This is a genomic window from Emticicia sp. (genome assembly GCF_049241225.1).
In the GTDB taxonomy this organism is placed as follows: Bacteria; Bacteroidota; Bacteroidia; order Cytophagales; family Spirosomataceae; genus Emticicia.
This window is the reverse complement of sequence record NZ_JBMLRC010000369.1, coordinates 1-23,227: the sequence shown is the minus strand read 5'-3', so window position 1 is coordinate 23,227 and position 23,227 is coordinate 1. Positions and strand designations below refer to the sequence as shown.

Here is a 23,227-nt window from a genome sequence, read left to right as displayed (position 1 = left end):
TAAAAACTAAAAATAGTTTCTGGTGATTTCAGGGTGCGGAAACTCCATTTCAAAATCACTAACGGCCAAGATAGACAAAGGTTTTAGCTGAGAAATAGGAGGGAAGTGCGAAGAATTGACTTCGATACTGAGCAGTTTGGCAAACGAAGCCTTGCCTTTGGCGGGCGAATTAGTAATCAATAAATCATTGCCAAGTTTTTGAGCAAGTTTCAGTGGGAAAAATTTAGTAGTAATCGGAAATTTGAACGAACGTTTGTGAAGATGAACTTTGAAGAAGGTTTTTCCAGCAATCATTACTTCTACAATTTCTTCTTTTTCGCTCAATTTTGTGATTTTAAAATCGGCCAACTCTTTCGGAATTCCCCAGTTGGCAATGCCATTTTCTACACTTTCTTGGCTCGAAACATAGATTTTTGAAATCGAGAAAATCTTCTTCTTATCAAAATCCAATCTCCCTGGTACAAATAAAAGTTCGTGATATGGCCCAACCGCCGAAGTTGCATAATCAACCAACATAACCGTTCCTACAAAATCACCATTGAACCTATCAGCTTGATAATCAGACAGAAAGCCAAATTTTTCGACAAACGATTTCGGGAAATGATAAAGAAAAATGTATCCATTACCCTTGAGTTTCCACGGTGGCGGTGCTTGCATGTTGGTAAGTTGTTTAAAAATGGCACGCTGATGACACGGATACAAGCAACGCTGATAAAAACGGATAAAAAATCAGCGATAGTCAGCGTTTCTGAAAGAATGGCAGCGGCCAACCTTCAGCGTCATTAGCGTACCATTTATTCAATATAATTTAAAACGCTATCAAAGCCTTAGCTTGTTTTTCGAGAAAGTTTCGATAGACTTCAAACGTAAATTCTTCGCCGTTGAAATGAGCTTTCATGTTGCCAAATTTCATGCGTAAACCCATTACGTCAGTTCCCATATAACTCAAAATATCATTCAAATGTCCGAGTCCAACGGCATTTCCCAACATTCCTGCCGAGATTCCGACCAAAGCTGCTTTTTTGTTATTGAAACTATCGGGGTAGCGAAGGCCATCGAAGAATGTTTTCAAAACTCCAGGAAACGAACCGTTGTATTCGGGTACAATAAATACAAATTTTTTGGTTTCATCAACTATTTTCTGAAACTCATTAAAAGCCTCGTTTTTACCTGAATTGTGGTACAGGGCCGAAAAAGCAAAATCGGCTGGGAGTTCAGCCAGATCAACAATCTGACTTTCTTGACCGAGCGATTTTAAAAGATTTTGGTAATTGATTCCTACTTTTTTTGAAACAGAGTTCTGGCGGTTAGTACCTATTATAATGGCAATCATACTAATATTTTCGATGGTTTAATTAATGTTTATTGGTTATTTTTTGTGAGTGAATGACCTCATCCCCAGCCCTTCTCCTCGCAGGAGAAGGGAGCAAACTCCCTCTCCTTGAGGAGAGGGCTGGAGTGAGGTAATAAACATTATTTATTCCTCACCCCACAGTTTAGCTAACAAAAAAAACGATAAAATGTTCAATTTCAAGAATATCCAAACGCTCAATTCGCAAATCTCGTATCTTTGTCAAAAATCAAAGATTTATGTTTAAAACCACTTTAGATAAATTCAGAGTTGTAGCCTTTTTAGAAGGCTGTTCGTTTATACTTTTCGGAATCACGATGCCTCTCAAGTATATGTTGGGTTTTCCTAAACCAAACTATTTTGTGGGTATGGCCCACGGTGTGCTTTTTATTGCCTATGTTGTGCTTTTGGCTTTGGTAGTTATTCAATACAAATGGCCGATGAAGAAAGCTATTTTGGCATTTTTGGCCTCTTTTGTGCCTTTCGGTACATTTTATGCCGATAAAAAACTATTCAGAGAATAAATATTCTCCGACAAAAAAGTAGTCTTCTCCTCAATATTTGTCGAATTCTCGTTCGAAATCTTTTAATTTACACCCAAATTAAAGACAGATGAAAGACCAAACTCGCCAAATATTGATTCACATATCAGCCATCATTGGCTTTTTATCATTGGCGTTTATTCCATTTTTTCAAGGGAAATCCAATGAGCTTTTCAACCCTTTGGCGGGTCGAGAGTTTTTTGGCTACGGTTTACTGATCATTATTTTTTACTTCAATTATTGTGTTCTCGTTCCAAGATTATATTTTTCAAAAAGATACGTTCTTTACTTTTTCGCTATCATTTTTGTTTATTTGGCATTTAGGCAGTCAGGGAGTTTTATCATTGAGCAAAATGAATTTTTGAATCGTTCGCCGCATCAGATGGTTGGTAAATCAATGCCACCTCCACCACCAATGTTTGAGTCTGGAGAAAGACCTACTCCGCCCCCGCACGAGCATCAACCCGAAGGCGATGTATTTATTGATGTCAATCAGAAAATATTTCCGTTTTTGGTGGTGATTTTTTTCTCGTTGATTTTACGAGTAAGTAGCCGTTGGCGAGAAACCGAACGTGAAAAAATGAACGCCGAATTATCTTATCTAAAGGCCCAAATCAACCCTCATTTTTTGTTCAATACGCTCAATAGTATCTATTCGTTGGCCATCATGAAATCCGACGAAACGCCTACGGCAGTTGTGAAACTTTCGGGCATGATGCGGTATGTTTTGAGCGAAGCCACGACCGATTTTGTTTCGCTCGAAAAAGAAATTGTTTACATAAAAAACTATATAGATTTACAGAAAATCCGCTTTGGAGAATCAATTTCGCTCGATTTTTCAATAAACGGTATAACCAATGGCAAACAAATTGCTCCGTTGATTCTGATTTCGTTTATAGAAAATGCCTTCAAGCATGGCATCAATGCCGAAGAAGATTCGGTCATAAAAATTAAAATTGATATTACTGCCGAAGAGTTGTTTTTGAATGTTTTTAATAAGAAAGTGGCCGTGCATATTTCGGAAGAAAACAAAAGTGGTTTGGGCGTAGAAAATACCCGCAATCGCCTCGAATTACTCTATCCGAAACGTCACAAATTATCAATTTTCGATACAGAAAAAGATTATTTGGTAGAACTTTCGATTGTTTTGTAAGCGTTTGTGGCACGCTGTGCGTGTCACGGATAAAGTTTGTACCTTCTATTTTAATGAATTCATTTTAATACCCGTGACACGCACCGCGTGCCACGAGAAATGTATAATCAATGATAAAAGCCATTGCCATCGACGACGAACTTCTTGCTTTGAAAGTGATAGAAAGTTTCTGTGCGAAAGTTGATTTTATCAGCTTAGAAAAGACCTTTCATAAGCCCAAAGAAGCCCTCAGATATTTGGAAGAATATCCAGTTGATTTACTTTTTCTGGACATTAATATGCCATCCATGACGGGCATTGAGTTGTTTCGCAGTGTTACACAAAGCACAATGGTTATTTTTACGACTGCGTATAGCGAATATGCTGTTGAAGGTTTTAATCTGAATGCGATTGATTATCTGCTAAAACCATTTACATTCGAGCGTTTCCTGCAAGGTGCCAACAAAGCCCACGAGTATTTCAAGATTCAGCAACCAAACGATGCCGAAACACCTTCTTATTTATACATAAGAGCCGATTATCGTTTGCATAAAATTCCGCTGAATGATATTCTGTTTATTGAAGGTTTAGACGATTATTTGAAAATTCATATCGCTGGAACGAAGCAAGACGTTGCCCGGCCAGACGTGGCCCGACCAATAGTAGCTCGAATGACTATGAAAAACATGCTCGAAAAACTTCCTGCAAAAGATTTCATGCGAGTGCATCGGTCATTTATTGTGCCTTTTGCTCGAATTGAAAATGTGCGAAATAAAATCATTACAATTGGCGAAGAAGAAATTCCGATTGGTGTGAGTTACGAAAAGACTTTCTTTGAAAATTTTGGAAAATAATTTCTTTTGCTCTGCTAAGTCTCCGACTTCGTAGCAGTGTTGGCTGTTCTCTGAACAGCAGTTACGTCGTTCTAAGAACGACATTCACCCCTACGAAGTCAGAGACTTCGCAGAACAGTAGATTTTATAAATTACTTTATATAAGACGCTTAAAGATTTGACAAGTTGAAAACTTGTCTTACTATGCTATGACACAAAACGAAGCAAAAATTTTTCTTTCAGCAAAAAGAAATAAAACCGAGTTATCTTGGTTTCGCAGTTTTCATTCGTTCAATTTTGGTAATTTTCAAGACCCCGATAAAGAGCATATCGGAAAACTAAGAGTTTTCAATGATAATACCTTGGCGGCTGGTAGTGGCATGAAAATGCAAGTTGAAAAACCAACCGAAGTCTTGATTTTGCCCTTGGTTGGCGGTATCGAATTTAAGAATAGTGCTGGTTATCATGATTTTTTGGAGGCAGGAAAAGTACAAGTTTTTTCGGCCGATGCAAGCATGGAATATGAAGTACTGAATCCTTATGAAAGCGAACTAATAAATTACCTTGAAATTTGGATTGAGAAAGAAAAAACTGTCAGAACATCAACGATTTCGGTTGATATTGACATCGAAAAACGCAATGAACTCCTACCGATTTTTTCATCAGTTCATAATGATGCTTTTGGCTATTTTGGGAAGTACGATGGCCGAGAAGAAGGTGTTTTTCAAGTGAAAAATGCCGGAAATTACCTTTATGTTTTTGTGATTGAAGGAGCGTTTGAGGTGGATAATAAACTCATGGAAACTCGTGATGGTTTGGCCATTTGGAATGCCGATGAGATTGAGTTTGAAGCACTTTCAAACGATGCCATGCTTTTGATTTTTGAGATGCCCGCTTAGTTTACCGCAGAAATCCCCCTCTTTACCTCATACTTCAGATGATGAACAACTTTTATAATTAAACTTGCGTCTGTAAGTTAAACAAAGGCAGTTTTCTAATACAAAGTTTAGGGTATTCGCTCAAAACATTATCTAATAAATTCTATAATATCATGAAAAGAGAAGATTTTATCAAAAGAGGCTTAGGCTCATTGGGTTTATTTGCTGTTATTCCAGCATTAAGTTCTTGCTCGAAAGATGAAGTGGTTGCTGATACAACAACTACAACAACTACTGGTACAACTATTAGTTCTGATCCGACCGCTACACCTTCGAGCTGCTCAGTAACAAACTCCGAGACAGAAGGTCCTTTTCCTACAAAGTCGCCTGCTTCTTATGCAATTAATAATATTGTTTCTGATCGCCAAGGCACTCCGCTTACGATCAAGATTTATATTCGAAATGTGAATGCCAGTTGTGCCGTAATCAAAGGAGCAATTGTTGATATTTGGCATTGCGATGCCGCCGGAAATTACTCACAGTACGGTGGCACTCAGATGCAGTCAACCAATTATACGTCGGTGAATTTCTTGCGTGGTCGTCAAACAACCGATACCAATGGTATGGCCGCTTGGACAAGTATTTACCCAGGTTGGTATTCGAGCCGAGCACCGCATATCCATGTACACGTGTATAATAGCTCTGGTACTTCGTTGCTTGTTACACAAATAGCTTTCCCAGAAGATGTGAGCAAAGTAGTTTATGCACAAGGCGTGTATGCAAGTAAAGGCCAAGCCGATACTACTAATGCCAGAGATAATGTATTTGGGGATGGTGTAGCCAACGAAATGTCAACTGTCACTGGCAGCGTTTCGGCAGGTTATGTGCTTACACACACGATTTACGTAAAAGGTTAATTTGATTTTGATTAGTAATAAAGAGTTTAGAGTGATGGAGATGTTTATATCTTCATCATTTCTTTTTATAATTGTATCTGGTTGTACCATTTTGCACAAGTAACCGCACGGGTGGTTCCGCATTTTTCAAATAGCTGATAATAAAATGGCAAAAGCACAAATAAGACTCGCTTTCAGAATAGTAATCAAAAAAGATTCGCAATCTCGTTGGGAAAAATACGTTTGGGATAGTACTTATCAAGAGTTTTTGATGCAATCGCAGCTATACAATGATGCAGAAAATCCGTGGACGACTTTCAAACAATTATTGAGTAGAAATGAAAAAGCCGAACAGCTACATTTTTTGGTAAGCATGGCGGCTCACCCGTATCTTTTGCAGTGGAAGGGACTAACTTACCCAATGCCCGATGTGCTGGGGAATAATTATTTGCCTTTCCAAAACTACCAGCTTGATATTATTGACTCAAGCGTAAAAGATAAAAATACCCACGAAATAGGTATTACATTCTATTCGCCTTTGTTGACGTTGGTTGATATTATTGAAGGACATTATTTGGTTTCTACCAACGGAAATATCTATGAGGGGGTAGAAACCACGATGTATAAAATGCAACCACGCCTTTCGATAGTTTATTACAAACCGATTGAGTAGATTAAGGCTTGCTTTGGCTAACTAGCTTACTGTCAGGTCTTTTGCTCGAAATACCCATTGGTAAATCTTTGATTTCTTTCTTTTTGAAGATAGTATTGAAACTGCGAGTATGCTGTAAACTCACGCCATTGACCGATACGTTGCTATTGAAATTGTAGTAATAATTCGGCACACTTCGGCTGTAAGCCTTCAATCTCCACGAACCATCTTGGCTTAGTAGCCATTCTACTTCGCCACCGTAAAAATAGTTGTTAGTTGTTTGGCCTTCGTTTTGAAGAATGGTATTATTCAGACTTACCTTGATATTATTTCCGAATTTATACGAGAAATTAAGTTGTGTATTGTTGATCAGACTTTGGCGGAGATTATTTAAGTTTCCTTTGCCAAACTGCACCGCAACTTCCAAATTAGGGTCAATTTTTGAAGCAATATTTCCGAGTTGGTTCGTCAAGATTCCGCTCACATTATCTAGTATTAGTTGTGTATCAAGGGCATCTCTGAAGCTATTATCATTGAAAAGTCGGTTGAGTGCGGTGATACCCACAAAGTTATTGTTGCGTAATTGTTCGTCGTCGTGGAGGCGTTGTTCAAAAGCAATCACCTGTGGTTGTAGACTGAGTGGAATTCTACGTTGATTAAATTTAATATCAAATTTTGTGTTTGGTTGCATCAATTTTCCTGTGAGCATGATAGATGCTTCAACCGGATATAAGGTATTTAATTCTGACGAATTAGTTGAGGTACTGCTTACTATTCCGTTCAATGATACATTAGCGGTATAACTCGCACCGATGTTAATATCGGCATCGTAAGGGTCTCCAGTCCACAAAATCCTGCTACCTTCCGAAATATCAAATTTTCTTAGTTTTGAGATATTCTGTAAGCTAAAATCATATTTACCACTCTTAATTGTATAAGGCCCCGACATCGTGAAACCGCCACGAGTATCATATTCGATGCTAATATTGCCGTTTCCGATGGCATTGAGTTGGTCTTGATTGGTGCGGTCAAAGATTACGATACATTCGGCATCGGGCGTTATTGTGAAATTGAAAGCCATTTTTAGTCCGCCTTCGGTTCTTATAACGGTGTCTTTCTTTACCACTTTGTCTGAATTTTTCTGCGTGTTTTTACTCACAAACGTAATGCCTTGTTCTTCGGTATTTACGGTTGTTTCGCCATCAAGCGGAATTGTAATTTTTGTGCCTTTTTTGCTCGTCAGGTTGGCCGAAATATTCACATTATTCAAATCACCCGTAATGTGCAAATCGCCAGTCGTGATGCCCGTTCCGTAGAAATCTTCGTTGTCTCTGATGCCAGTATTCATGATTTTAAAACCATCACGACCTTTCATGTAAGCATGAATACCCAACATGAAATTTCCACCACCACCGTTAAAAATACCCCCCTCTAACTCCGCAATATTACCATTTTGGGCGGCATCTCTCACCTTAAAGCCTTTGGCGGCAACGAACCCTTCTTCATTAAAATTCAATTGGTCGTCAAAATACAAATAAGAGTTTAGGGCATTGATACGTAAAACTCCTTTCTCGAAATCCACTCCACCTCTAATAATTGGGTCATTTGCTGTTCCTCTTACGGTAAGTGTACCGCTCGCATAACCACCAATATTCGAGAAAATATCATCGACAAACGATTCAAAAATCTCCAAATTGGTTTTCTTCAAAGTGGCTTTTAGGTTGAGTGGGTTGCGGTCGTCTTTCGGGTCGTAGGTTCCTGAAACTCTAAAAATTTCGTTATTAATTCTGATAATATTTCCGTTGATATTGAGCCGCTGTTTCAGGTTATCCCAAAGGGCTTCGCTTGAAATCGTACCTATCAAAATATTCTTGTAAATCAATTCGTCGATGCCGAAACTACTCGTCACGATGGCGTCATCATAAATATCTCGCATCGTAAGTTTGCCATTTACGATTCCTTTAAGGTCGAGGTCAGAAAGAGGCTTAAGGGTTTGTAAATCGAAATCTCGAATATCAATAAACGATTCAACCGTAGAGTCGGGCGAAAACGAACCATTCAATGAAATGCTTTGGTTTTGGTTCGATAACGCCACATCTTGGAAACAAATATCATCGTTTTGGATATTAATTAAGTTATTTTTACCCAACATCCATTGGCTGCCCAGAAGGTCGAGTTTGGTGTTTTTGGGGTTGAAAGTAATATCAAAACCTTCTGATAAAAATGCCAATTTGCCAAAAATCTGGGCTTTGTTTGAGCTGTTTTGTTGTTTGATTCGCCCGTCAAATTCAATCACATTTCCTTGTCCCCACATTCCTGTCACTTCAATCTTTTCGGTTGGGGTCATATCTCCCAATTTTTGAGTAGCCGAATTGAAAATCAAGGAGGTCAAAATCTTTGGAGAAGTGGCTTCTTTGGAAGTATTAAAATCAAGGTCGTTGCCATAAAAAGCCAAAGTTCCGTATCGAAGCGTGTCAATTTTTCCTGCTAAAGATAACTCAGCCGTATTTCTGATATTCAGATTTCCACTTAATTCTGTGCCATGCGAAACATAAACATCGGGGTAGAAATAAGCAAAAAATGGGTCGGATTTCTTGAAAGTAACTTTATAATCTAACTGATATTTATTCGCCACATCGGCATACGGCAACTGTGCGTAATAATCAAGGCGAGTTTGCTCTTTATCGTAGAAATATTGGGTATATTCTTTCGATAAACGAGTGACATCAGCGATGACTTTGCTCGGTGTAAATTTCCCCGAAATATCAACATTGAAAAACTCAGATAGCAAACTTATTTTTCGAGAATTATCTGATAACTCGGAAGTAACAAAAAGCGAGTCGATACCCAATTGGCGTTTGTCATACTGCAAAACTGTATTCAATAATTTTGCTTCACCGAGCCAATTATCCAATTCGTTTCCTTGAAAATTGAGGTTGATTTCGGAGCGAAGTTTTACATCGTTTTTCGAGTAACCGAGTGGCCGAAGATTAGCATTTTGTACAACTCCGTGAATATCAAATTTATTCAATGCCTTTGCAAAATCTACTTTTCCGCTCACATTGAAGGCCAAGTTTGTGTCTTTTACGCTTACTTTTCCATCAAAAAGCGACTGGCTCATCTTTCCATCGACATAAATATTTTTGAAGTCGTAGCCATTGAACCAAATGCGGTCAACTTTTCCATCGAAATCAAGGGCGGCATCTTTGATAGTAAAACCTTTACCTTTGATTTTTCCAGCAAATGAGAGTTTTTGTAAGTATTCAGATTCTTCAACAAATTGTCCTAAATCAAAATTTTCAACGCTAAGTGAGCCATCGTAAGTTGGCAAAGCACCGTTGTTTGGTAATTTCATTTTGATTTTTCCTGCTACATTGCCCATCGCCGATTTTACGTAAGCATCGGTTTCAAAATCGTTATAAACACCTTTGAAATTTCCTGCAAAATTAACTACGCCAAATTTGTGCACTTGCGAATAATAAAGCGAGTCGCCCACGTACTGGTGAGCATCTTCGGCATCAATTTGGCTGAGTTTCCAGTTTAAATCCATGTCGGCTTTATACAGATCGGGCAAATGCTTGAAGGCAATATCGCCATCGAGGAAGCTATTTTTACCAAATTTTAGGTTAAAACCTTTCACTTTAAAATCATGCACCGTTCCTTTGAAATCGCCATTGAGTAGATAATTTTCTCGATAAGCGTACATATCGGTTGCGAATCGGCCGAGGTCTTGAGCGTCGATTTCACAATCTTTCAAATTGCCAATCATTACCACTTTTTCGTTGAAATCGCCAAAATCTCGTGGACTGTCATAATTGAAGACAACCGAATTTCGGAGGGTTGAATTATTGATTTTTGCATACAAATCATTCAACCGCATTGATTTACGCGAATAGAAGAAATTGGTGTTTAATTGCTTGATTGTGAGGTCACTACGGCGTTCGATTCCCTGCATGTTTTTCAAACCGAACGTAATCGTATCGCCCATGATGAAGAAATTCTTGATGTTTCCGTGTAAGTTATTGACCGTGAAGTTATTATAATCAAATTCCTCTTTCGGGAAACGTGCTTCTTCTGGGTCGGCCAACGTGAAAGTACCATCTTGAATATAGGCTTCATCAATCGTAAACGGTGTATTGTGCTCTCCTTTTAGTCGGTGAGTAGTATCGCTCGGAGCCGTCAATTCTTCGATTTTGGCAATCCATTTATCAATATTCAGATCGCCGTCGGGTTCGTAAATAAGTTTTACTCTTGGATTACGAATCATCACGTAATCGAGGTTATTATCGAAAGTCAGAATCTTTTCCCAACTGAAATCAAAATTGGTTTTGCAGTTGACATAAAGCTCTTTCACGAAAATCATTTCACGGTTTTTGTGGTCATAAATCGTGATGTTTTCGAGTGTAATCTCATCGAACCAAGTCATTCGGGCTTTTTCGATGGTTACTTTTGAGCCCAATTTTTGGGATAATAACTCAGTAGCTTTTTGTAAAGTAGTGGTCTGAAATTGCGGTAATTGCATGGCGTAAAATACCAATCCAAAACCCAATAATAATTGCAGCAGAATCGTTGTGATAGCTCGTTTTGAGTAATAGCCCCAAACCAAGCTACCCAATAAAAGAACGATCAGAATAAGTAAAGTTTTGGGTACGGGTGTAAACACTAACAAGCCACTCATCATCGCAACAACGATGAGAGAAATAAGCGTGAGAGTGATTATTTTTATAACTTTACCCATTTGGTAGAGCAAGTTTCTAACTTGCTTCGTTTCAATTTATTTAAGCACAATTCGGAGAATTGTGTTACAAATAGTACTAATTTTGTGTTTTATTTCAAAAAATTAGGTTTATGGACTGCTGTCTGTTGACTCTGGACTAATGAATATTTTAGCAATCGAATCTTCGTGCGACGATACGTCGGCCGCTGTTATTTCTAACGGTAAAATCTGCTCCAACATTGTAGCTGGGCAGCTAATTCATGAGCTTTATGGAGGCGTTGTACCTGAACTTGCCTCTCGAGCTCATCAACAACACATCGTTAGGGTGGTTGATAAGGCCATACAAGATGCGAAGATAACAAAAAAAGACCTAAATGCCATAGCATTTACGCGTGGGCCGGGCCTTTTGGGCTCTTTGTTGGTCGGAACATCGTTTGCAAAAGCAATGGCTTTAGCTCTCGAAATTCCCTTGATTGAGGTCAATCACATGCAAGCTCACGTGCTGGCTCACTTCATTGACGAACCCCGTCCAGCCTTTCCGTTTTTGTGTTTGACCGTCAGTGGCGGACACACCCAGATTGTACTTATCAAAGACCATGCTACAATGGAAGTTTTGGGCGAAACACAAGACGATGCCGTTGGTGAAGCATTCGATAAAACCGCAAAACTGCTCGGTCTTCCTTATCCTGGTGGGCCGCTGGTAGATAAACACGCCAAGTTGGGAAATCCGTTGGCGTATGAATTTCCGCTCGCTGAAATGCCACAGTATAACTTTTCGTTTAGCGGAATAAAAACTTCGATTTTGTACTTTTTGAAGAAGAAAGTTGCCGAAAACCCAAACTTTGTTGCCGAAAACTTAAATGATATTTGTGCCAGTGTGCAGCATACTTTGGTGAGAATGGTGCTGCAAAAACTACGCCGTGCGGCACGTGAACTGAATATCAAAGAGGTGGCAATTGCGGGTGGAGTTTCGGCCAATTCGGGACTAAGAAAAACTTTGCACGAAATGGGTGAAAAGGAAGGTTGGAATGTGTATATCCCTGATTTTCAGTACTGTACCGATAACGCAGGTATGATTGCCATGGCGGCCCATTTCAAATACCTAAAAGGTGATTTTTCGAGCCAAGAGGTTAGTCCACTGCCTAGAATGGAGTGGGGGTGATACTGCTTAAACCTGTAAGGTTTTTCAAACCTTGCAGGTTTTGTAAAAACTTAAAAACTTCTCAAATCATTGATATAAGCCACGCCACCCAATGCACGCATTTGACGAGCAATATTGGCCGTACGGCGGTTGACATAAGGCCCAGGTTTAGCGGCCGACCACTTAATTGGACTCGGCAAAACGGCCGCAATTCGTGCAGCTTGCTGACGAGTTAGGTTTTTAGCATTTGTATTGAAATATCTTTTCGAGGCTTCTTCAACGCCAAAAGTCATGCTTCCCATTTCGGCTACGTTGAGATAAACTTCCAAGATTCGTTCTTTTCCCCAAATCAACTCTATCAAAACCGTGAAATAAACTTCAAATATTTTTCGGATATAACTTCTTGACTGCCAGAGAAATACGTTTTTGGCGACTTGCTGTGAGAGCGTACTTGCACCACGCAATTTTTTGCCTTTGAGGTTTTTGCTAAATGCATTGCTCATGGCTTCAAAATCGAAACCGTTGTGGTCGGGGAAAAGTTGGTCTTCGGCAGCTACCACGGCCAAAGGTGCTTCTTTCGACATATTGGCGTATGATACCCAATCGTAATAGATTTCGCTATCTCGGCCATCGGCTATGGCTTCCATTTTGCGAGCAATCATAGTTGAGGTGACGGGTACTGGTACGAATTTGTATAGTACAACCAATCCAATCGAAAAGGCAAAAAAGTAGAGCGTTATTTTTATAGCCCAATGTTTCAGTTTACTTTTCCAATTGCTCGATTGCTTTTTTGGTGCTGTTTCTGGTGCTTTTGTATTTTTGGTGCGAAATGTATTCTTTCCGCCTCTTGGGTCGTTTGCCATAGCTTTGGTTAGTAATTTACTACAAAAGTCGGAAAGAATTTTGTTTCAAACAAACCATTTACCTTGTGCAATCAACTTTGTTTTTCCACCAACTTTCAAACTGAAACCTTGTTTTTCGTTTAATTCACCCTTGATTTGGATAAGTGAAGGCCGACCCATCTCGTAGCCTTGCTCTACTCGGTAGCTGATTTTGTTTGCTTCGTATTTGAGCAGATAGGCGAGTAAGCACGAGTTGGCACTGCCTGTGGCAGCATCTTCTACAATTTTTTCATTTTCGTAGCAAAACATTCGTGCATGAAGCTGATTTTCAGCCTTTTCGGTTTCACGAGTGAATGCAAAAAATGCCGTTGTGAGCTCATCGGGAGCGTTAGTTTTGTATAGATGATTTTCAAGCAACCAGTTTTTTACTTGCTCATCGTTGAACCTAATGCGTTGAATAGCATCGAGGTTTTTCAAAGGAAGTATTAGATAAGGAAGCCCCGTTGAAACAACTTCGATAGGAGACGTTTCGTCAATATCTTCTGGTTTTAAACCAAACAAATTTGCGATTTCTGAATTAAAATTCTTACCGAAAACAGGATTGTTTATTTCCAGCCAAAGGGTTTCATTTTCTTTGATTACTGGTACTTGTCCGATTTTTAGATTGAGTATAATGCTTTGTTTATCAATATTTTGAGGAGAATTGAGCAAAACAAAAGCTGTTCCCAAAGTTGGATGTCCTGCAAACGGAACTTCATATTCGGGCGTGAAAATTTTTACATCAAAACCGCCATTTTTTTCTTCGTCAGCAATGATAAAAGTAGTTTCTTGAAAATTGATTTCACGTGCAATCTTGAGCATCATTTCATCGCTCAAGCCATCGGCATTTTCAAAAACAGCGAGTTGATTTCCTTGATATTTTTCTTCGGCAAAAACATCAACAATATGAAAATTGAGAATCATAAAAAACAAGTTTATTTTACCGAAATCTTACGGATTCGGTTGTAATCTGATACATAGATATTGCCTTTTGAGTCAACAGCAATGCCCGAAGGATAAGTAAACAAAGCATCTTTTCCATCGCCATCTTTGTAACCTTCGGTTAGTCCGCCTGCAATGGTTGTTACTTTTTTATCTAAATCAATTTTTCGGATTCTATGTCCTAAACCCATATTGTTTTCAATAAAGTAAATGACACCTGTTTTATCAACGCAAAGCCCCGAAACGTCTCCGAGATAGGCTTTTGGCAGTGTTCCATCACCGTAATTAAAGACTTTTGGATTGTTGACAGATGTTTCTCCTTTCAGAAACTTGATACTTTTGTCGGCTGAAACTATCTTGATTGGCCCATCAAATGTACTTTCAAAGAACCCCGAAAGCATATAAAAATTATCGTTTTTATCGACCGAAACAATATTTCCATCGAGTTGCGTAGCAGCAGCTTCTACGTTTTTCATCCAATCTTTGTCCAAAACAAGGCTTGGAGATAATTTACTGAGCGAACTACTGTTAAAGAAAAAGTAATCGCCTTTGGTATTTTTAAACACCGTACTGGTACGCATAACATCAATAGCTTTGGGGTCAACGACAAAATCTTTTAGACCATTTTTCTCAGAATAGGTCTTGCAAAGCCAAGCATTTCGAGGATAGATTGTCGAGATAACTACTTCGTCATCCGCTCCTATATGAACTCGATGCGGGGCCGAATCGAATGGTGATGCTTTTGAGTTAATGGTCGAAACTACACCGCTCGGACTGATAACTCTTACGGCATAATTTCCAGCCTCGGCAATGTAGAGATTATCTTTACTATCGATGGCCAGTCCTACGGGGTCGTCAAATAAGGCTTCGGTGAGTTTTCCATCGGTTTTTCCAGTTTGTTCTTTGCCTGCGTAGGTTGTTACGGTATAAGTAGTTTCTTTGGGAGTGATTGTTGTTTCGTCGGTTGCCTGTTTCGAACAAGCCAGTAGTGATGCAGCGAGTAATAGTGCGGAAAATTGTTTTATCATTGTGCTAAGTTTTTGGCAAAATAACACAAAAAAATAGCTGATTCAAATGCGGTAGTTAATAAAATCAAAAAGCAGGTTGTCGTTTACAATCACAACCTGCTTTTTGATTGAAAATATTTTTAAAGAACTATTTTTTATAGGCAATGCGGTAGATTGTTCCGCCTAAATCATCACTTACATACAGAGCACCGTCGGGGCCTTGTGCCAATCCGCACGGGCGATGTTGTATCGGGCCAGTTGGTTTTACGAGGTCAGTTCCTGCGAAATTATCAGCAAATATTTCCCATTTTCCTGAAGGTTTATTATTGACGAAAGGCACAAAAGCCACCAAATAACCTTTCTTTAATTCGGGAGATTGACCATGAAATGCAATGAAAGCCCCATTGCGATATTTGGCAGGAAACATTTTTCCAGTATAAAAAAGCAAATCGTTTGGCCCTAAGTGTGCTGGAAATGCCACAATCGGATTAATGGCTTTTTCGCCACCTGTTTTTTTGCCGTCTCCGCCATATTCGGGAGCAACGATTTTTTTCTTCTGAAATTGGTCATAGTAAACATACGGCCAGCCAGCATCATCTCCCTGGTGAAGTTCGTAAAGTGTTTCGGCGGGTAACTCGGCACTTTGCTGTGGCGTATAAAATTGCGGATAAAAATCATGGAACTGTCCACGACCGTGTACGGTTGCAAAAAGCGAGTTAGTTTTCGAATTCCATGCCGTTCCGACCGCATTTTTTAAACCAGTTGCGTAGCGAATTCCATCCGAAAATGTTTGGTTCATTTTCTCGGCATTGAATTTCCAAATTCCGCCCGCTGAGTCCAGAATCGAGCAAGGCATAATGCCTTTACCAGAGCCTTTTTCACGGCAAGGGTCATTGTAAGAACCTACGGTTACGTAAATATTATTGGCGTTATCAAGCACGAAAGGTTTGGCATTATCACGGCCTTTATCGACCAATCCATCAACGATTTTTTCTGGATTTTCGGGGTCGATTATTTCTTCATTTGCATTTAGTTTATATCTTAAAACACCCGTATTCGATGAAGCATACAAATATCCATTTTTGATGGTGATGCCAGTGCCTGGATAATTTCCGAAGTATTTGGTTTCGTCAATTACGCCATCTTTGTTGGTGTCTCGCATAAGCAAAATGCCTTTGCCGTCTTTGAGCTTTGATAGTTTAGCGTAAACGTCACCATTTTTTGAAACCGTAATGTGGCGAGTTGAGCCCAATTCAGAGCCAAGAATGGTTGCCGAAAATCCAGCGGGAAGTTTGATAGCGTCGGCCGCTGTGGGTTTCTTGACGGGTGGTTCGGGAAGGTTTTTGTAAGAAAATAGGCCAATAACACCTACCAGACTTGCAAGTGCGTAGCTTGAACGAACAAATGATTGTTTCATTGATGAACGAAAGGTTAGAGAGGTTGAATTTTTCTCTAAAATTACGACAACTTTTGGTTGTTCAACTATTTCTTTCCAAATATTCGTTGGAATGGCCTTACGTTTTGCCCCACAAAATCTTTCGGAAAATGCTCGTCGTCGGGTAGTCCGACTGGCAGATTTTCATCATCCGATGGCCAATAATTTGTTCCGAAAAGATAGTCCCAAATACTTAATGTTATACCATAATTGAAGCCATTTGGGTGGCTTTCGGGCATATATTTGGCGTGGTGCCAAAGGTGCATTTGTGGGCCATTGAGCAAATATTTGAGCGGACCAAGATTGATTTTCAAGTTTGCGTGTCCGAGCTGACCCGTGACGAGCGTGAAGATATGGACAATAAAAAAATCAGTCAGACCAACTCCCACCATCGCCAGCGGAATGTATTCGAGGCTACGATAAATGACGTTTTCCATCCAGTGGTAGCGTAGGAGTGCAGCGAAGCCCATTTCTTCGGTGCTGTGGTGCACTTTATGGAATTCCCACATCCAGCCAACGTTATGCAAAAGGCGGTGAATGGCCCACTGCATGAAATCTCGCATGACAAAAATGATGAGGATTTTCGACCAAAAAGGTAGTTGTTCGATATTGATTGCTACAATATTAGTTATACCAAAAAGTCCGAGAAAATCTTTGAAAGCCTGCACGCCTACCATCGAAAGAGCATTGTAGGCAATGAGCGAAAAAAGAAAATAATTCCACAATAAATAAAAAGCATCCAGCCAAAAATGCTCACGAATCAGAGGCTGGTTTTTTCGCCACGGAAACATAATTTCGAGCACCCAAATAGCCAATGAAGCTCCAACCAACCAATAAAAATAGTTGTGCCAGCTTGGATTCAGCATTTCGTTGATGAAATAATTGAAATAGCCAGAATATGCTCCTTGAATGATTTTTAGATACTTTTCCATATTTCCTTAAACCACAAAAACAGACTTTTAGTTTTACGAATGTTGTATGAGATTTATCAGTTTTTTAAAGATAATCATAATCGTTTTTTACGAAGTGTTTAGTTCCTGTGTTTTCGATACTGCTCTGTAAGTTTTTAGTATATATAATTACAACTCAAATATAAAATTATTATTTTAGCGAACTTTACATAAGAGCAAAACCTATTATTGTTTTATGAATAAATTTCTAACTAAAATTTTATGGATAGTTTTACTGACAACATCCAACATATTTGCTCAAGAAGATATAAAAACTATTATAAGCAAAGGAGGTAATTTTGGTGAAATCAGTAAAAGGGCTGACAAGTTCTTTAAGGACAGCAGAAGAGATATTAAGACCAAAGATTCGTTCGATGAAACTTCGATGGACGAAGAATATTTCAAGTATATGCGTTGGCAAAGTTATTGGAAGAATAATTTGGATGAAAACGGGAATACAGCAAATGTTGCGGCTTATATTTTAGCAGCTATGGCCGAAACTGCCAACAAACCTAATCTTGGGCCTTTTCAGAATAGAACTTGGACTAATCTTTCTAATAGTAATTACATAATTGGTCAAATTGGTATGGGACGCACTACTTCTATTGCTTTTCACCCAACCGATGTGAATACCTTTTTTGTGGGAACTCCCTACGGCGGAATTTGGAAAACTACTGATGGTGGGCTAAACTATACACCAATGGGAGATAATTTGCCTTTGATGGCTGTTTCTTCGATTATAATCAATAAACTAAATCCTCAGATTATGTACATTGCCATCAGCGACCATGTTTGGTATGGCTCTCAGGGGATGGGGGTACTGAAGTCAGTCGATGGTGGACTCACCTGGAGCACCACAGCTCTAAAGTTTGATTTTAACGATAATGTCAGAATCTACTTTATGGAAGCCGACCCTAATAATCAGAATACGATTTTAGTTGCAACTGCTAATGGTATTTATCGTACAACAGATGGCTTTCTTACTGTGAACAAGGTTTCTACGCTTGATACCTATGATATTCATTATAAGGTTGGTAGTAGCAGTATTGCGTTTGCGGGTACGAATGATGGGAAATTTTTGAGAAGCACCGATGGAGGAGCCACTTTTACTGAAATAACTGATTTTGGCGACGGTGATGTGAAACTAGTCTTAGCCCCTTCGGATACTGATAAAGTTTATGCCCGTTTTGGAAATACATTTTGGGTATCAGTTAATGGTGGACTAACTTTTAGTACACAATATGCACTTGCCGAATCGAATGGAGTATATGCCTTTGACCCCGATAATGTCAATGTGATTGTGGGTGGTAATTTTGAGGTTTATCGCTCAAATGATGGTGGAGCAACAAAAAATGTAATTACTAATTGGTTGGGGAGTAATGGTTTACCTCTTATTCATGTTGACCAACGTAATGTTTTCACAAACCCTCTCAATACTGACGCTATTTATTTTTGTAATGATGGTGGAGTTTTTAAATATAATATTAACGCTGCCACTTGGCAAGATTTGAGTAATGGACTAAAAATTACTCAATATTATGATATAAGCGTGTCGCAGACAAATGCTAATATTATTTCGGGAGGCTCGCAAGATAACGGTAGTATGTACAGAAATGCGGCAGGAACTTGGCAAGCTTTTGCCAGCACTGGTGATGGAATGAATACAGAAATTGACCCAACCAACGAAAATATTAGGTATTGGGAATACCAGAATGGAGGCTTCAGAAGGTATGAAAATGGAAGTAGTGTCGGTGCAAGTCCACCAGGGAAAGATGGCACAGGTGCTTGGGAAACACCTTTTCAGATTGACCCAAGTAATACAAACAGAATTGTAATAGGCTATGATTTGATTTACGCCAGCAGTAATAGAGGTGTAAGTTGGACTGCCATCAGTGGAATACTGGGAAGTGGAGGAAATGTAGAACAATTGGCTATTGCCAAGATCAACTCGGAGCGTATCTATGTGACGAGAGGAACAACGCTTTTTGTGAAAAATACTACGGATAATAACTGGGTTACGAAAACAACACCAGCGACGAGTTCGATAAGTGATATAAAAGTTGACCCTACGAATTCGGAAACTATCTATATCACAAACCCTGGTTATACAAGCGGAAAAAAGGTTTTTAAATCAACCGATGCAGGTACAACTTGGACAAATATAAGTGGTAATTTACCTAATATCTCGGTGATGTCTATAGTTCCGTATGCTAATGTTTCGGGTGGAATGTTTGTCGGTACAAATATGGGTGTTTATTACCGAGATAATACATTAGACGATTGGTACGAATACGGTCATTTACCTCATACTGATGTACGAGACGTTGAAATCCAATATTCAAGCCAAAAGATAAGAATAGGTACGCATGGCCGTGGGGTAATAGAAGCTCCAATTAATATAACGACCTGTGTAGCTGGCGACCCCGATACCGACGGCGATGGCAAATGCAATATCGTAGATGTATGCCCAGTTATTCCAAACTCACAGTTTGGACAACCTTGTGATGATGGTGATGCAGGAACGACTGGGGAAATTTATGACAGAAATACTTGTAGTTGTACGGGCGGAATACCAACTCAAACTTATTGTGCTGCTGCTGGTTCGGCAGGTACAGGAGGAGACTATATTACACGAGTAAATTTAGGAAGTATTGATAATTATTCAGGACAAACGTTTTATAGCGATTTTAGAAGCGTTTCCACAACATTACGTGCCAATACAACATATTCACTAAAAACTACACTTAATTATGCGTTTACGGGAGATGCTTTTGATGCCTGGATTGATTTTAATAAAAACGGCACATTTGAAAACAGTGAGTTGATAGCAATGTCGGCTCTGACTCCAAATATGTTTTCGAGTACGAGCACAGGCACATTTACAGTACCAAATTTAAGTTCGTTTGGGGCAACAACCCTGAGAGTTAGAGCGAGGTACTTCGGAAGTGTAAATCCGTGTGGTAATATGTATGGTGAAGTAGAAGATTATACTATCTATTTGAAACCCGAGAACCCTTGTGAAGTAAACAAAGTAATTACGGGAGCTCAGTTCTTGTTAAGTGAAAACTATAATTATTTGGCGTCTAATAAAATCGTTACTGATAATACAACAGTCAATAATGGCTCAATGCTGGTCTTAGATGCCAAAAAATCAGTTGAACTCACAAAAGGTTTTGAGGTGAAAAGCGGGGCTGTTTTTCAAGCTAAGATTGGTGGCTGTAATTAAAGATTCGAGGAAATTAAATAGCTTCCCAAAGTTATTTGGGAAGCCATTTTTATTAAATCCAAGCCTGAAAAGCTTTCATTCGTCGGCGAGAGATATGTACTCTTCGGCCGTTGTTGAGTGTAAGCGAAAACTCATCGAGGTTGATGAGTTTCACAAACGTTTTATTAATCATTTCAGAGCGATTGAGTCTCATAAAAGATTGATTATCAGTTCGGTCTTCGTAGAATTTAAGGTTATAGCCTGAAAGCAATTTTTTACCGTCAGATAAATGAATAATCGTGTAGTTGCTATTTGATTCCATCAACATTATCTTCTTTTCTCGTGGAATCTTTTGAATTATTTTAGGTTGTTTCATGGCTATAAGATTTTACTTTTTTAGTTGCTTGATTTCTTTTTTCAAAGCATCAATTTCTTTTTGCTGTTGAATAGTGTAAAGCGTTAGTTCTTCTACTTTTTCGAGTAGCTTTGATACCATTGCATCCATTGCTACGCCTTTTTCTACAACTTCACTCGCTGACGGAACATTCGGTAAGTGGTTATTCTTGGCTATAAATTTTTCTACTTCTTTGAGTGACATCAATGGATAGTTTTTCTCAAAAACCCTATCCGACCATTGGTTTTCATTGGCATATTTTATCTTGAAAGAATTTAGTACAAATTGTCCTTCGTCGTCAAGTTCCAAGAAATTGCGGTCATTGATTTTATAAACGGGACTATTATAGGCCATTCGAGTATTAAAAACCCCTTTTACATCTAACCTATAACGTGGATTAGACAAGCCGATACCGACTTTCACGAGCGAGGTATCGCCCAAAACTAAGCCGTCACTTACCGAAACTTTGGCGTTGTAGCCAATGGCTGAGGCACGTTCGAGTGCATTTTGATTCACACCAACTCCACCAGCGTAACGACCAAAATAAGAACCTGATTGAGCAAAAGCTCCGAATGTTAAGAAAAACGAGAAAATGAAATATACTTTTTTCATAGTTATTAATGTTTATACAAATTTCACAATGTTAAAAATCTATTGAAATACCTATTTGGAGGTATTTTGATGGCTCTGCCAATAAAACCAACTTAACAGCAAAACAAAAGCGATAAATAAGGCATAAGCAAAAGCGTCGGGGTGTTGGGTATAAAAACTTTTCTTGGTTACAAGCAGCACCTCATTGGTTGAAATGTTTGGCGTAAACCACGGAATTTGACCATAAACTTTACCGAATGGGTCGATGAAGCACGAAAGACCACCGTTTGAACAACGAGCTACACTTCGGCGATTCTCGATGGCCCGAATCTTGGTCATGTTCAATAAAAACTTGGTTGCGGGTGTTTTGCCAAACCACGCATCGTTGTTCATGAGTGCAATGTACTCGGCTCCGCTATTCACTAATTTTGCTACTTTTTGTGGGTAGGTTTGTTCCCAGCAAATCGTTAGTGCAACATTAAAAATACTCCCTTCACTACTCAAATAATTGAAAATGTGAGGTTCGTTTCCGCCCACCAAAATACGATTTTGGAATGATGGGTAATCGCTCAAATAGGGCATGGTTTCCATAAATGGTAAGCCGTATTCCTTTTCATAAACCTTTATTTGGTCGGGCGTGATTTTCAGCGAATCCCACATCGTGGCCATTTGTGGCGTAAAAACTAATGACTTATTTTTATAGTTATTTCTCTGATTATCAATTATTTCCGAATAACCAACAGCCACCGAAGTTTGCCAACTCGAAATAGCATTTTTGGTGAATTGAAACAAACTCGAATCTTGAAACAAGGCCAGCGGAAAAGTTGCTTCGGGTAAAATCAGTATATCGGGGCTTTGCGTACGTACGGCTGAATCAGAAAGCGACACAATTTGCTCGAATGTCTGGTTCAATACCACCGAGTCGAGCGGTAGATAACTATCTATATTGGTCTGAATCAACGAGACTTTTGTTTGGGTATTAGCCGTTCCGATGGCACTTTTGGGCGAAATCTGAATTTTGAAAAAACTATACCCAAAAGCCAACAGTAAGCATCCAAACGTAAGAAAAAGGTACTTTTGGGTTCGGTAAACTATACTAAAAGTCAGCAAAACGTTGAGCATCATCACCCAAAAACTCAAACCCCAAAGCCCAGAAAAATCGGCTATTTGATTGAAATACTGCATGTTAGCTTGCGTATAACCCAAGTGCAAAACCTGCAAATTATGCGGAAGCGGTTGCGTAAGCCATTCGACCAAACTCCACAAAAAAGGTAGTAAAATGAGTGCTTTTTGCCAGCCAATTTTCTGCTGAATAAAAAAATGAATAACAAACGTAAGATTCAGAAACAAAAGCTGACTTAGCAGACAAACCAGAACCGCAATGGGTTTATAATAGCCCGTCCACCAAAAACCAATGACGATGGTGAAGCTATAAACTACCAATGTTTTGAGTAAGTATTTTCCAAACGAATTTTCGTTTTGGATAGACAATAAAAATGGTACAAAAGCCACCAATGCCAAGGGCCCTTGATGGAAATCAGAAAAACTGAGGTATGATAAACCCAACAGAATTCCCGAAAACCAAAAGAGGTGTTTTTGTATGTTGTTTGGCTTACTCATTGATGATTTTCCAGCTAAACTCAACGTTTGATTTTCCTTTTTGTAATTCTTTCACTTCAA

19 protein-coding genes are annotated in these 23,227 nt (G+C 39.0%); 8 read left to right on the top strand and 11 right to left on the bottom strand.

Annotated features, from left to right (window positions below; translation table 11 throughout):
• Positions 1 to 6: 6 nt before the first annotated feature.
• Both ACOVO2_RS19540 and ACOVO2_RS19535 read right to left on the bottom strand, forming a co-directional pair.
• On the bottom strand, positions 7 to 657 hold the full coding sequence (locus ACOVO2_RS19540) for an acetoacetate decarboxylase family protein (RefSeq protein WP_421771591.1): 651 nt from the start codon (positions 655 to 657) through the stop codon (positions 7 to 9).
• A gap of 151 nt (positions 658 to 808) precedes the next feature.
• Positions 809 to 1,333: an NADPH-dependent FMN reductase gene (locus tag ACOVO2_RS19535; protein ID WP_421771590.1), complete on the bottom strand. Its 525-nt coding sequence runs from the start codon at positions 1,331 to 1,333 to the stop codon at positions 809 to 811.
• Positions 1,334 to 1,590: 257 nt separating this feature from the next.
• Between ACOVO2_RS19535 and ACOVO2_RS19530 the strand changes: the two genes are divergently transcribed.
• The 6 genes from ACOVO2_RS19530 to ACOVO2_RS19505 all read left to right on the top strand — a co-directional run bounded on the left by ACOVO2_RS19530 (position 1,591) and on the right by ACOVO2_RS19505 (position 6,305).
• Positions 1,591 to 1,875 (top strand): DUF3817 domain-containing protein, encoded by a 285-nt coding sequence (locus ACOVO2_RS19530; RefSeq protein ID WP_421771589.1) that lies wholly within the window; start codon positions 1,591 to 1,593, stop codon positions 1,873 to 1,875.
• Positions 1,876 to 1,963: 88 nt separating this feature from the next.
• Positions 1,964 to 3,046 (top strand): sensor histidine kinase, encoded by a 1,083-nt coding sequence (locus ACOVO2_RS19525; RefSeq protein ID WP_421771588.1) that lies wholly within the window; start codon positions 1,964 to 1,966, stop codon positions 3,044 to 3,046.
• A gap of 110 nt (positions 3,047 to 3,156) precedes the next feature.
• A complete protein-coding gene (locus ACOVO2_RS19520; RefSeq protein ID WP_421771587.1) occupies positions 3,157 to 3,879 on the top strand; it encodes a LytR/AlgR family response regulator transcription factor in 723 nt (240 codons plus the stop codon).
• A gap of 188 nt (positions 3,880 to 4,067) precedes the next feature.
• Positions 4,068 to 4,757 (top strand): pirin family protein, encoded by a 690-nt coding sequence (locus ACOVO2_RS19515; RefSeq protein ID WP_421771586.1) that lies wholly within the window; start codon positions 4,068 to 4,070, stop codon positions 4,755 to 4,757.
• A 152-nt stretch (positions 4,758 to 4,909) separates the two neighbouring features.
• Positions 4,910 to 5,653, top strand: coding sequence for an intradiol ring-cleavage dioxygenase (locus ACOVO2_RS19510; protein WP_421771585.1), 744 nt, complete (start codon positions 4,910 to 4,912; stop codon positions 5,651 to 5,653).
• A gap of 145 nt (positions 5,654 to 5,798) precedes the next feature.
• Complete coding sequence (locus ACOVO2_RS19505; protein ID WP_421771584.1) at positions 5,799 to 6,305, top strand: hypothetical protein; 507 nt, start codon at positions 5,799 to 5,801, stop codon at positions 6,303 to 6,305.
• Position 6,306: 1 nt separating this feature from the next.
• Here ACOVO2_RS19505 and ACOVO2_RS19500 read toward each other — a convergent pair whose 3' ends face one another.
• Positions 6,307 to 11,022, bottom strand: a complete 4,716-nt coding sequence (locus ACOVO2_RS19500) for a translocation/assembly module TamB domain-containing protein (protein WP_421771583.1) — start codon at positions 11,020 to 11,022, stop codon at positions 6,307 to 6,309.
• Between the two features lie 139 nt (positions 11,023 to 11,161).
• On the opposite strand from ACOVO2_RS19500, the gene tsaD reads away from it, so the two are divergent.
• Positions 11,162 to 12,163: a tRNA (adenosine(37)-N6)-threonylcarbamoyltransferase complex transferase subunit TsaD gene (gene tsaD, locus ACOVO2_RS19495; RefSeq protein WP_421771582.1), complete on the top strand. Its 1,002-nt coding sequence runs from the start codon at positions 11,162 to 11,164 to the stop codon at positions 12,161 to 12,163.
• 50 nt (positions 12,164 to 12,213) lie between these two features.
• On the opposite strand, the gene mtgA is transcribed toward tsaD, so the two are convergent.
• From mtgA to ACOVO2_RS19470, 5 genes are all read right to left on the bottom strand, one after another.
• Entirely contained in the window at positions 12,214 to 13,005 is a 792-nt protein-coding gene (gene mtgA, locus ACOVO2_RS19490) for a monofunctional biosynthetic peptidoglycan transglycosylase (protein ID WP_421771581.1), read from the bottom strand.
• Positions 13,006 to 13,050: 45 nt separating this feature from the next.
• Positions 13,051 to 13,947 carry a PhzF family phenazine biosynthesis protein gene (locus ACOVO2_RS19485; protein WP_421771580.1) on the bottom strand — a complete coding sequence of 299 codons (897 nt, stop codon included), beginning with the start codon at positions 13,945 to 13,947 and terminating at the stop codon, positions 13,051 to 13,053.
• A gap of 11 nt (positions 13,948 to 13,958) precedes the next feature.
• On the bottom strand, positions 13,959 to 14,993 hold the full coding sequence (locus ACOVO2_RS19480) for an SBBP repeat-containing protein (RefSeq protein WP_421771579.1): 1,035 nt from the start codon (positions 14,991 to 14,993) through the stop codon (positions 13,959 to 13,961).
• Between the two features lie 127 nt (positions 14,994 to 15,120).
• Positions 15,121 to 16,389, bottom strand: coding sequence for a PQQ-dependent sugar dehydrogenase (locus ACOVO2_RS19475; RefSeq protein ID WP_421771578.1), 1,269 nt, complete (start codon positions 16,387 to 16,389; stop codon positions 15,121 to 15,123).
• Positions 16,390 to 16,454: 65 nt separating this feature from the next.
• Complete coding sequence (locus ACOVO2_RS19470) at positions 16,455 to 17,339, bottom strand: sterol desaturase family protein (protein ID WP_421771577.1); 885 nt, start codon at positions 17,337 to 17,339, stop codon at positions 16,455 to 16,457.
• A gap of 214 nt (positions 17,340 to 17,553) precedes the next feature.
• Here ACOVO2_RS19470 and ACOVO2_RS19465 point away from each other — a divergent pair, with 214 nt between their 5' ends.
• Positions 17,554 to 20,583 carry a GEVED domain-containing protein gene (locus tag ACOVO2_RS19465; protein ID WP_421771576.1) on the top strand — a complete coding sequence of 1,010 codons (3,030 nt, stop codon included), beginning with the start codon at positions 17,554 to 17,556 and terminating at the stop codon, positions 20,581 to 20,583.
• A gap of 52 nt (positions 20,584 to 20,635) precedes the next feature.
• Here ACOVO2_RS19465 and ACOVO2_RS19460 read toward each other — a convergent pair whose 3' ends face one another.
• The 3 genes from ACOVO2_RS19460 to lnt are packed head-to-tail and all read right to left on the bottom strand — an operon-like array spanning position 20,636 to position 23,167.
• A complete protein-coding gene (locus ACOVO2_RS19460; protein WP_421771575.1) occupies positions 20,636 to 20,938 on the bottom strand; it encodes a LytR/AlgR family response regulator transcription factor in 303 nt (100 codons plus the stop codon).
• A 12-nt stretch (positions 20,939 to 20,950) separates the two neighbouring features.
• Positions 20,951 to 21,568, bottom strand: a complete 618-nt coding sequence (locus ACOVO2_RS19455; RefSeq protein ID WP_421771574.1) for a hypothetical protein — start codon at positions 21,566 to 21,568, stop codon at positions 20,951 to 20,953.
• Between the two features lie 51 nt (positions 21,569 to 21,619).
• Positions 21,620 to 23,167, bottom strand: coding sequence for an apolipoprotein N-acyltransferase (lnt, locus tag ACOVO2_RS19450; RefSeq protein WP_421771573.1), 1,548 nt, complete (start codon positions 23,165 to 23,167; stop codon positions 21,620 to 21,622).
• Between the last annotated feature and the right edge of the window lie 60 nt (positions 23,168 to 23,227).

Coding starts and splice junctions, on each gene's coding strand:
- ACOVO2_RS19540 (WP_421771591.1), bottom strand. CDS start 657: ATGCAAGCACCGCCACCGTGGAAACTCAAGGGTAATGGATACATTTTT.
- ACOVO2_RS19535 (WP_421771590.1), bottom strand. CDS start 1,333: ATGATTGCCATTATAATAGGTACTAACCGCCAGAACTCTGTTTCAAAA.
- ACOVO2_RS19530 (WP_421771589.1), top strand. CDS start 1,591: ATGTTTAAAACCACTTTAGATAAATTCAGAGTTGTAGCCTTTTTAGAA.
- ACOVO2_RS19525 (WP_421771588.1), top strand. CDS start 1,964: ATGAAAGACCAAACTCGCCAAATATTGATTCACATATCAGCCATCATT.
- ACOVO2_RS19520 (WP_421771587.1), top strand. CDS start 3,157: ATGATAAAAGCCATTGCCATCGACGACGAACTTCTTGCTTTGAAAGTG.
- ACOVO2_RS19515 (WP_421771586.1), top strand. CDS start 4,068: ATGACACAAAACGAAGCAAAAATTTTTCTTTCAGCAAAAAGAAATAAA.
- ACOVO2_RS19510 (WP_421771585.1), top strand. CDS start 4,910: ATGAAAAGAGAAGATTTTATCAAAAGAGGCTTAGGCTCATTGGGTTTA.
- ACOVO2_RS19505 (WP_421771584.1), top strand. CDS start 5,799: ATGGCAAAAGCACAAATAAGACTCGCTTTCAGAATAGTAATCAAAAAA.
- ACOVO2_RS19500 (WP_421771583.1), bottom strand. CDS start 11,022: ATGGGTAAAGTTATAAAAATAATCACTCTCACGCTTATTTCTCTCATC.
- tsaD (WP_421771582.1), top strand. CDS start 11,162: ATGAATATTTTAGCAATCGAATCTTCGTGCGACGATACGTCGGCCGCT.
- mtgA (WP_421771581.1), bottom strand. CDS start 13,005: ATGGCAAACGACCCAAGAGGCGGAAAGAATACATTTCGCACCAAAAAT.
- ACOVO2_RS19485 (WP_421771580.1), bottom strand. CDS start 13,947: ATGATTCTCAATTTTCATATTGTTGATGTTTTTGCCGAAGAAAAATAT.
- ACOVO2_RS19480 (WP_421771579.1), bottom strand. CDS start 14,993: ATGATAAAACAATTTTCCGCACTATTACTCGCTGCATCACTACTGGCT.
- ACOVO2_RS19475 (WP_421771578.1), bottom strand. CDS start 16,389: ATGAAACAATCATTTGTTCGTTCAAGCTACGCACTTGCAAGTCTGGTA.
- ACOVO2_RS19470 (WP_421771577.1), bottom strand. CDS start 17,339: ATGGAAAAGTATCTAAAAATCATTCAAGGAGCATATTCTGGCTATTTC.
- ACOVO2_RS19465 (WP_421771576.1), top strand. CDS start 17,554: ATGAATAAATTTCTAACTAAAATTTTATGGATAGTTTTACTGACAACA.
- ACOVO2_RS19460 (WP_421771575.1), bottom strand. CDS start 20,938: ATGAAACAACCTAAAATAATTCAAAAGATTCCACGAGAAAAGAAGATA.
- ACOVO2_RS19455 (WP_421771574.1), bottom strand. CDS start 21,568: ATGAAAAAAGTATATTTCATTTTCTCGTTTTTCTTAACATTCGGAGCT.
- lnt (WP_421771573.1), bottom strand. CDS start 23,167: ATGAGTAAGCCAAACAACATACAAAAACACCTCTTTTGGTTTTCGGGA.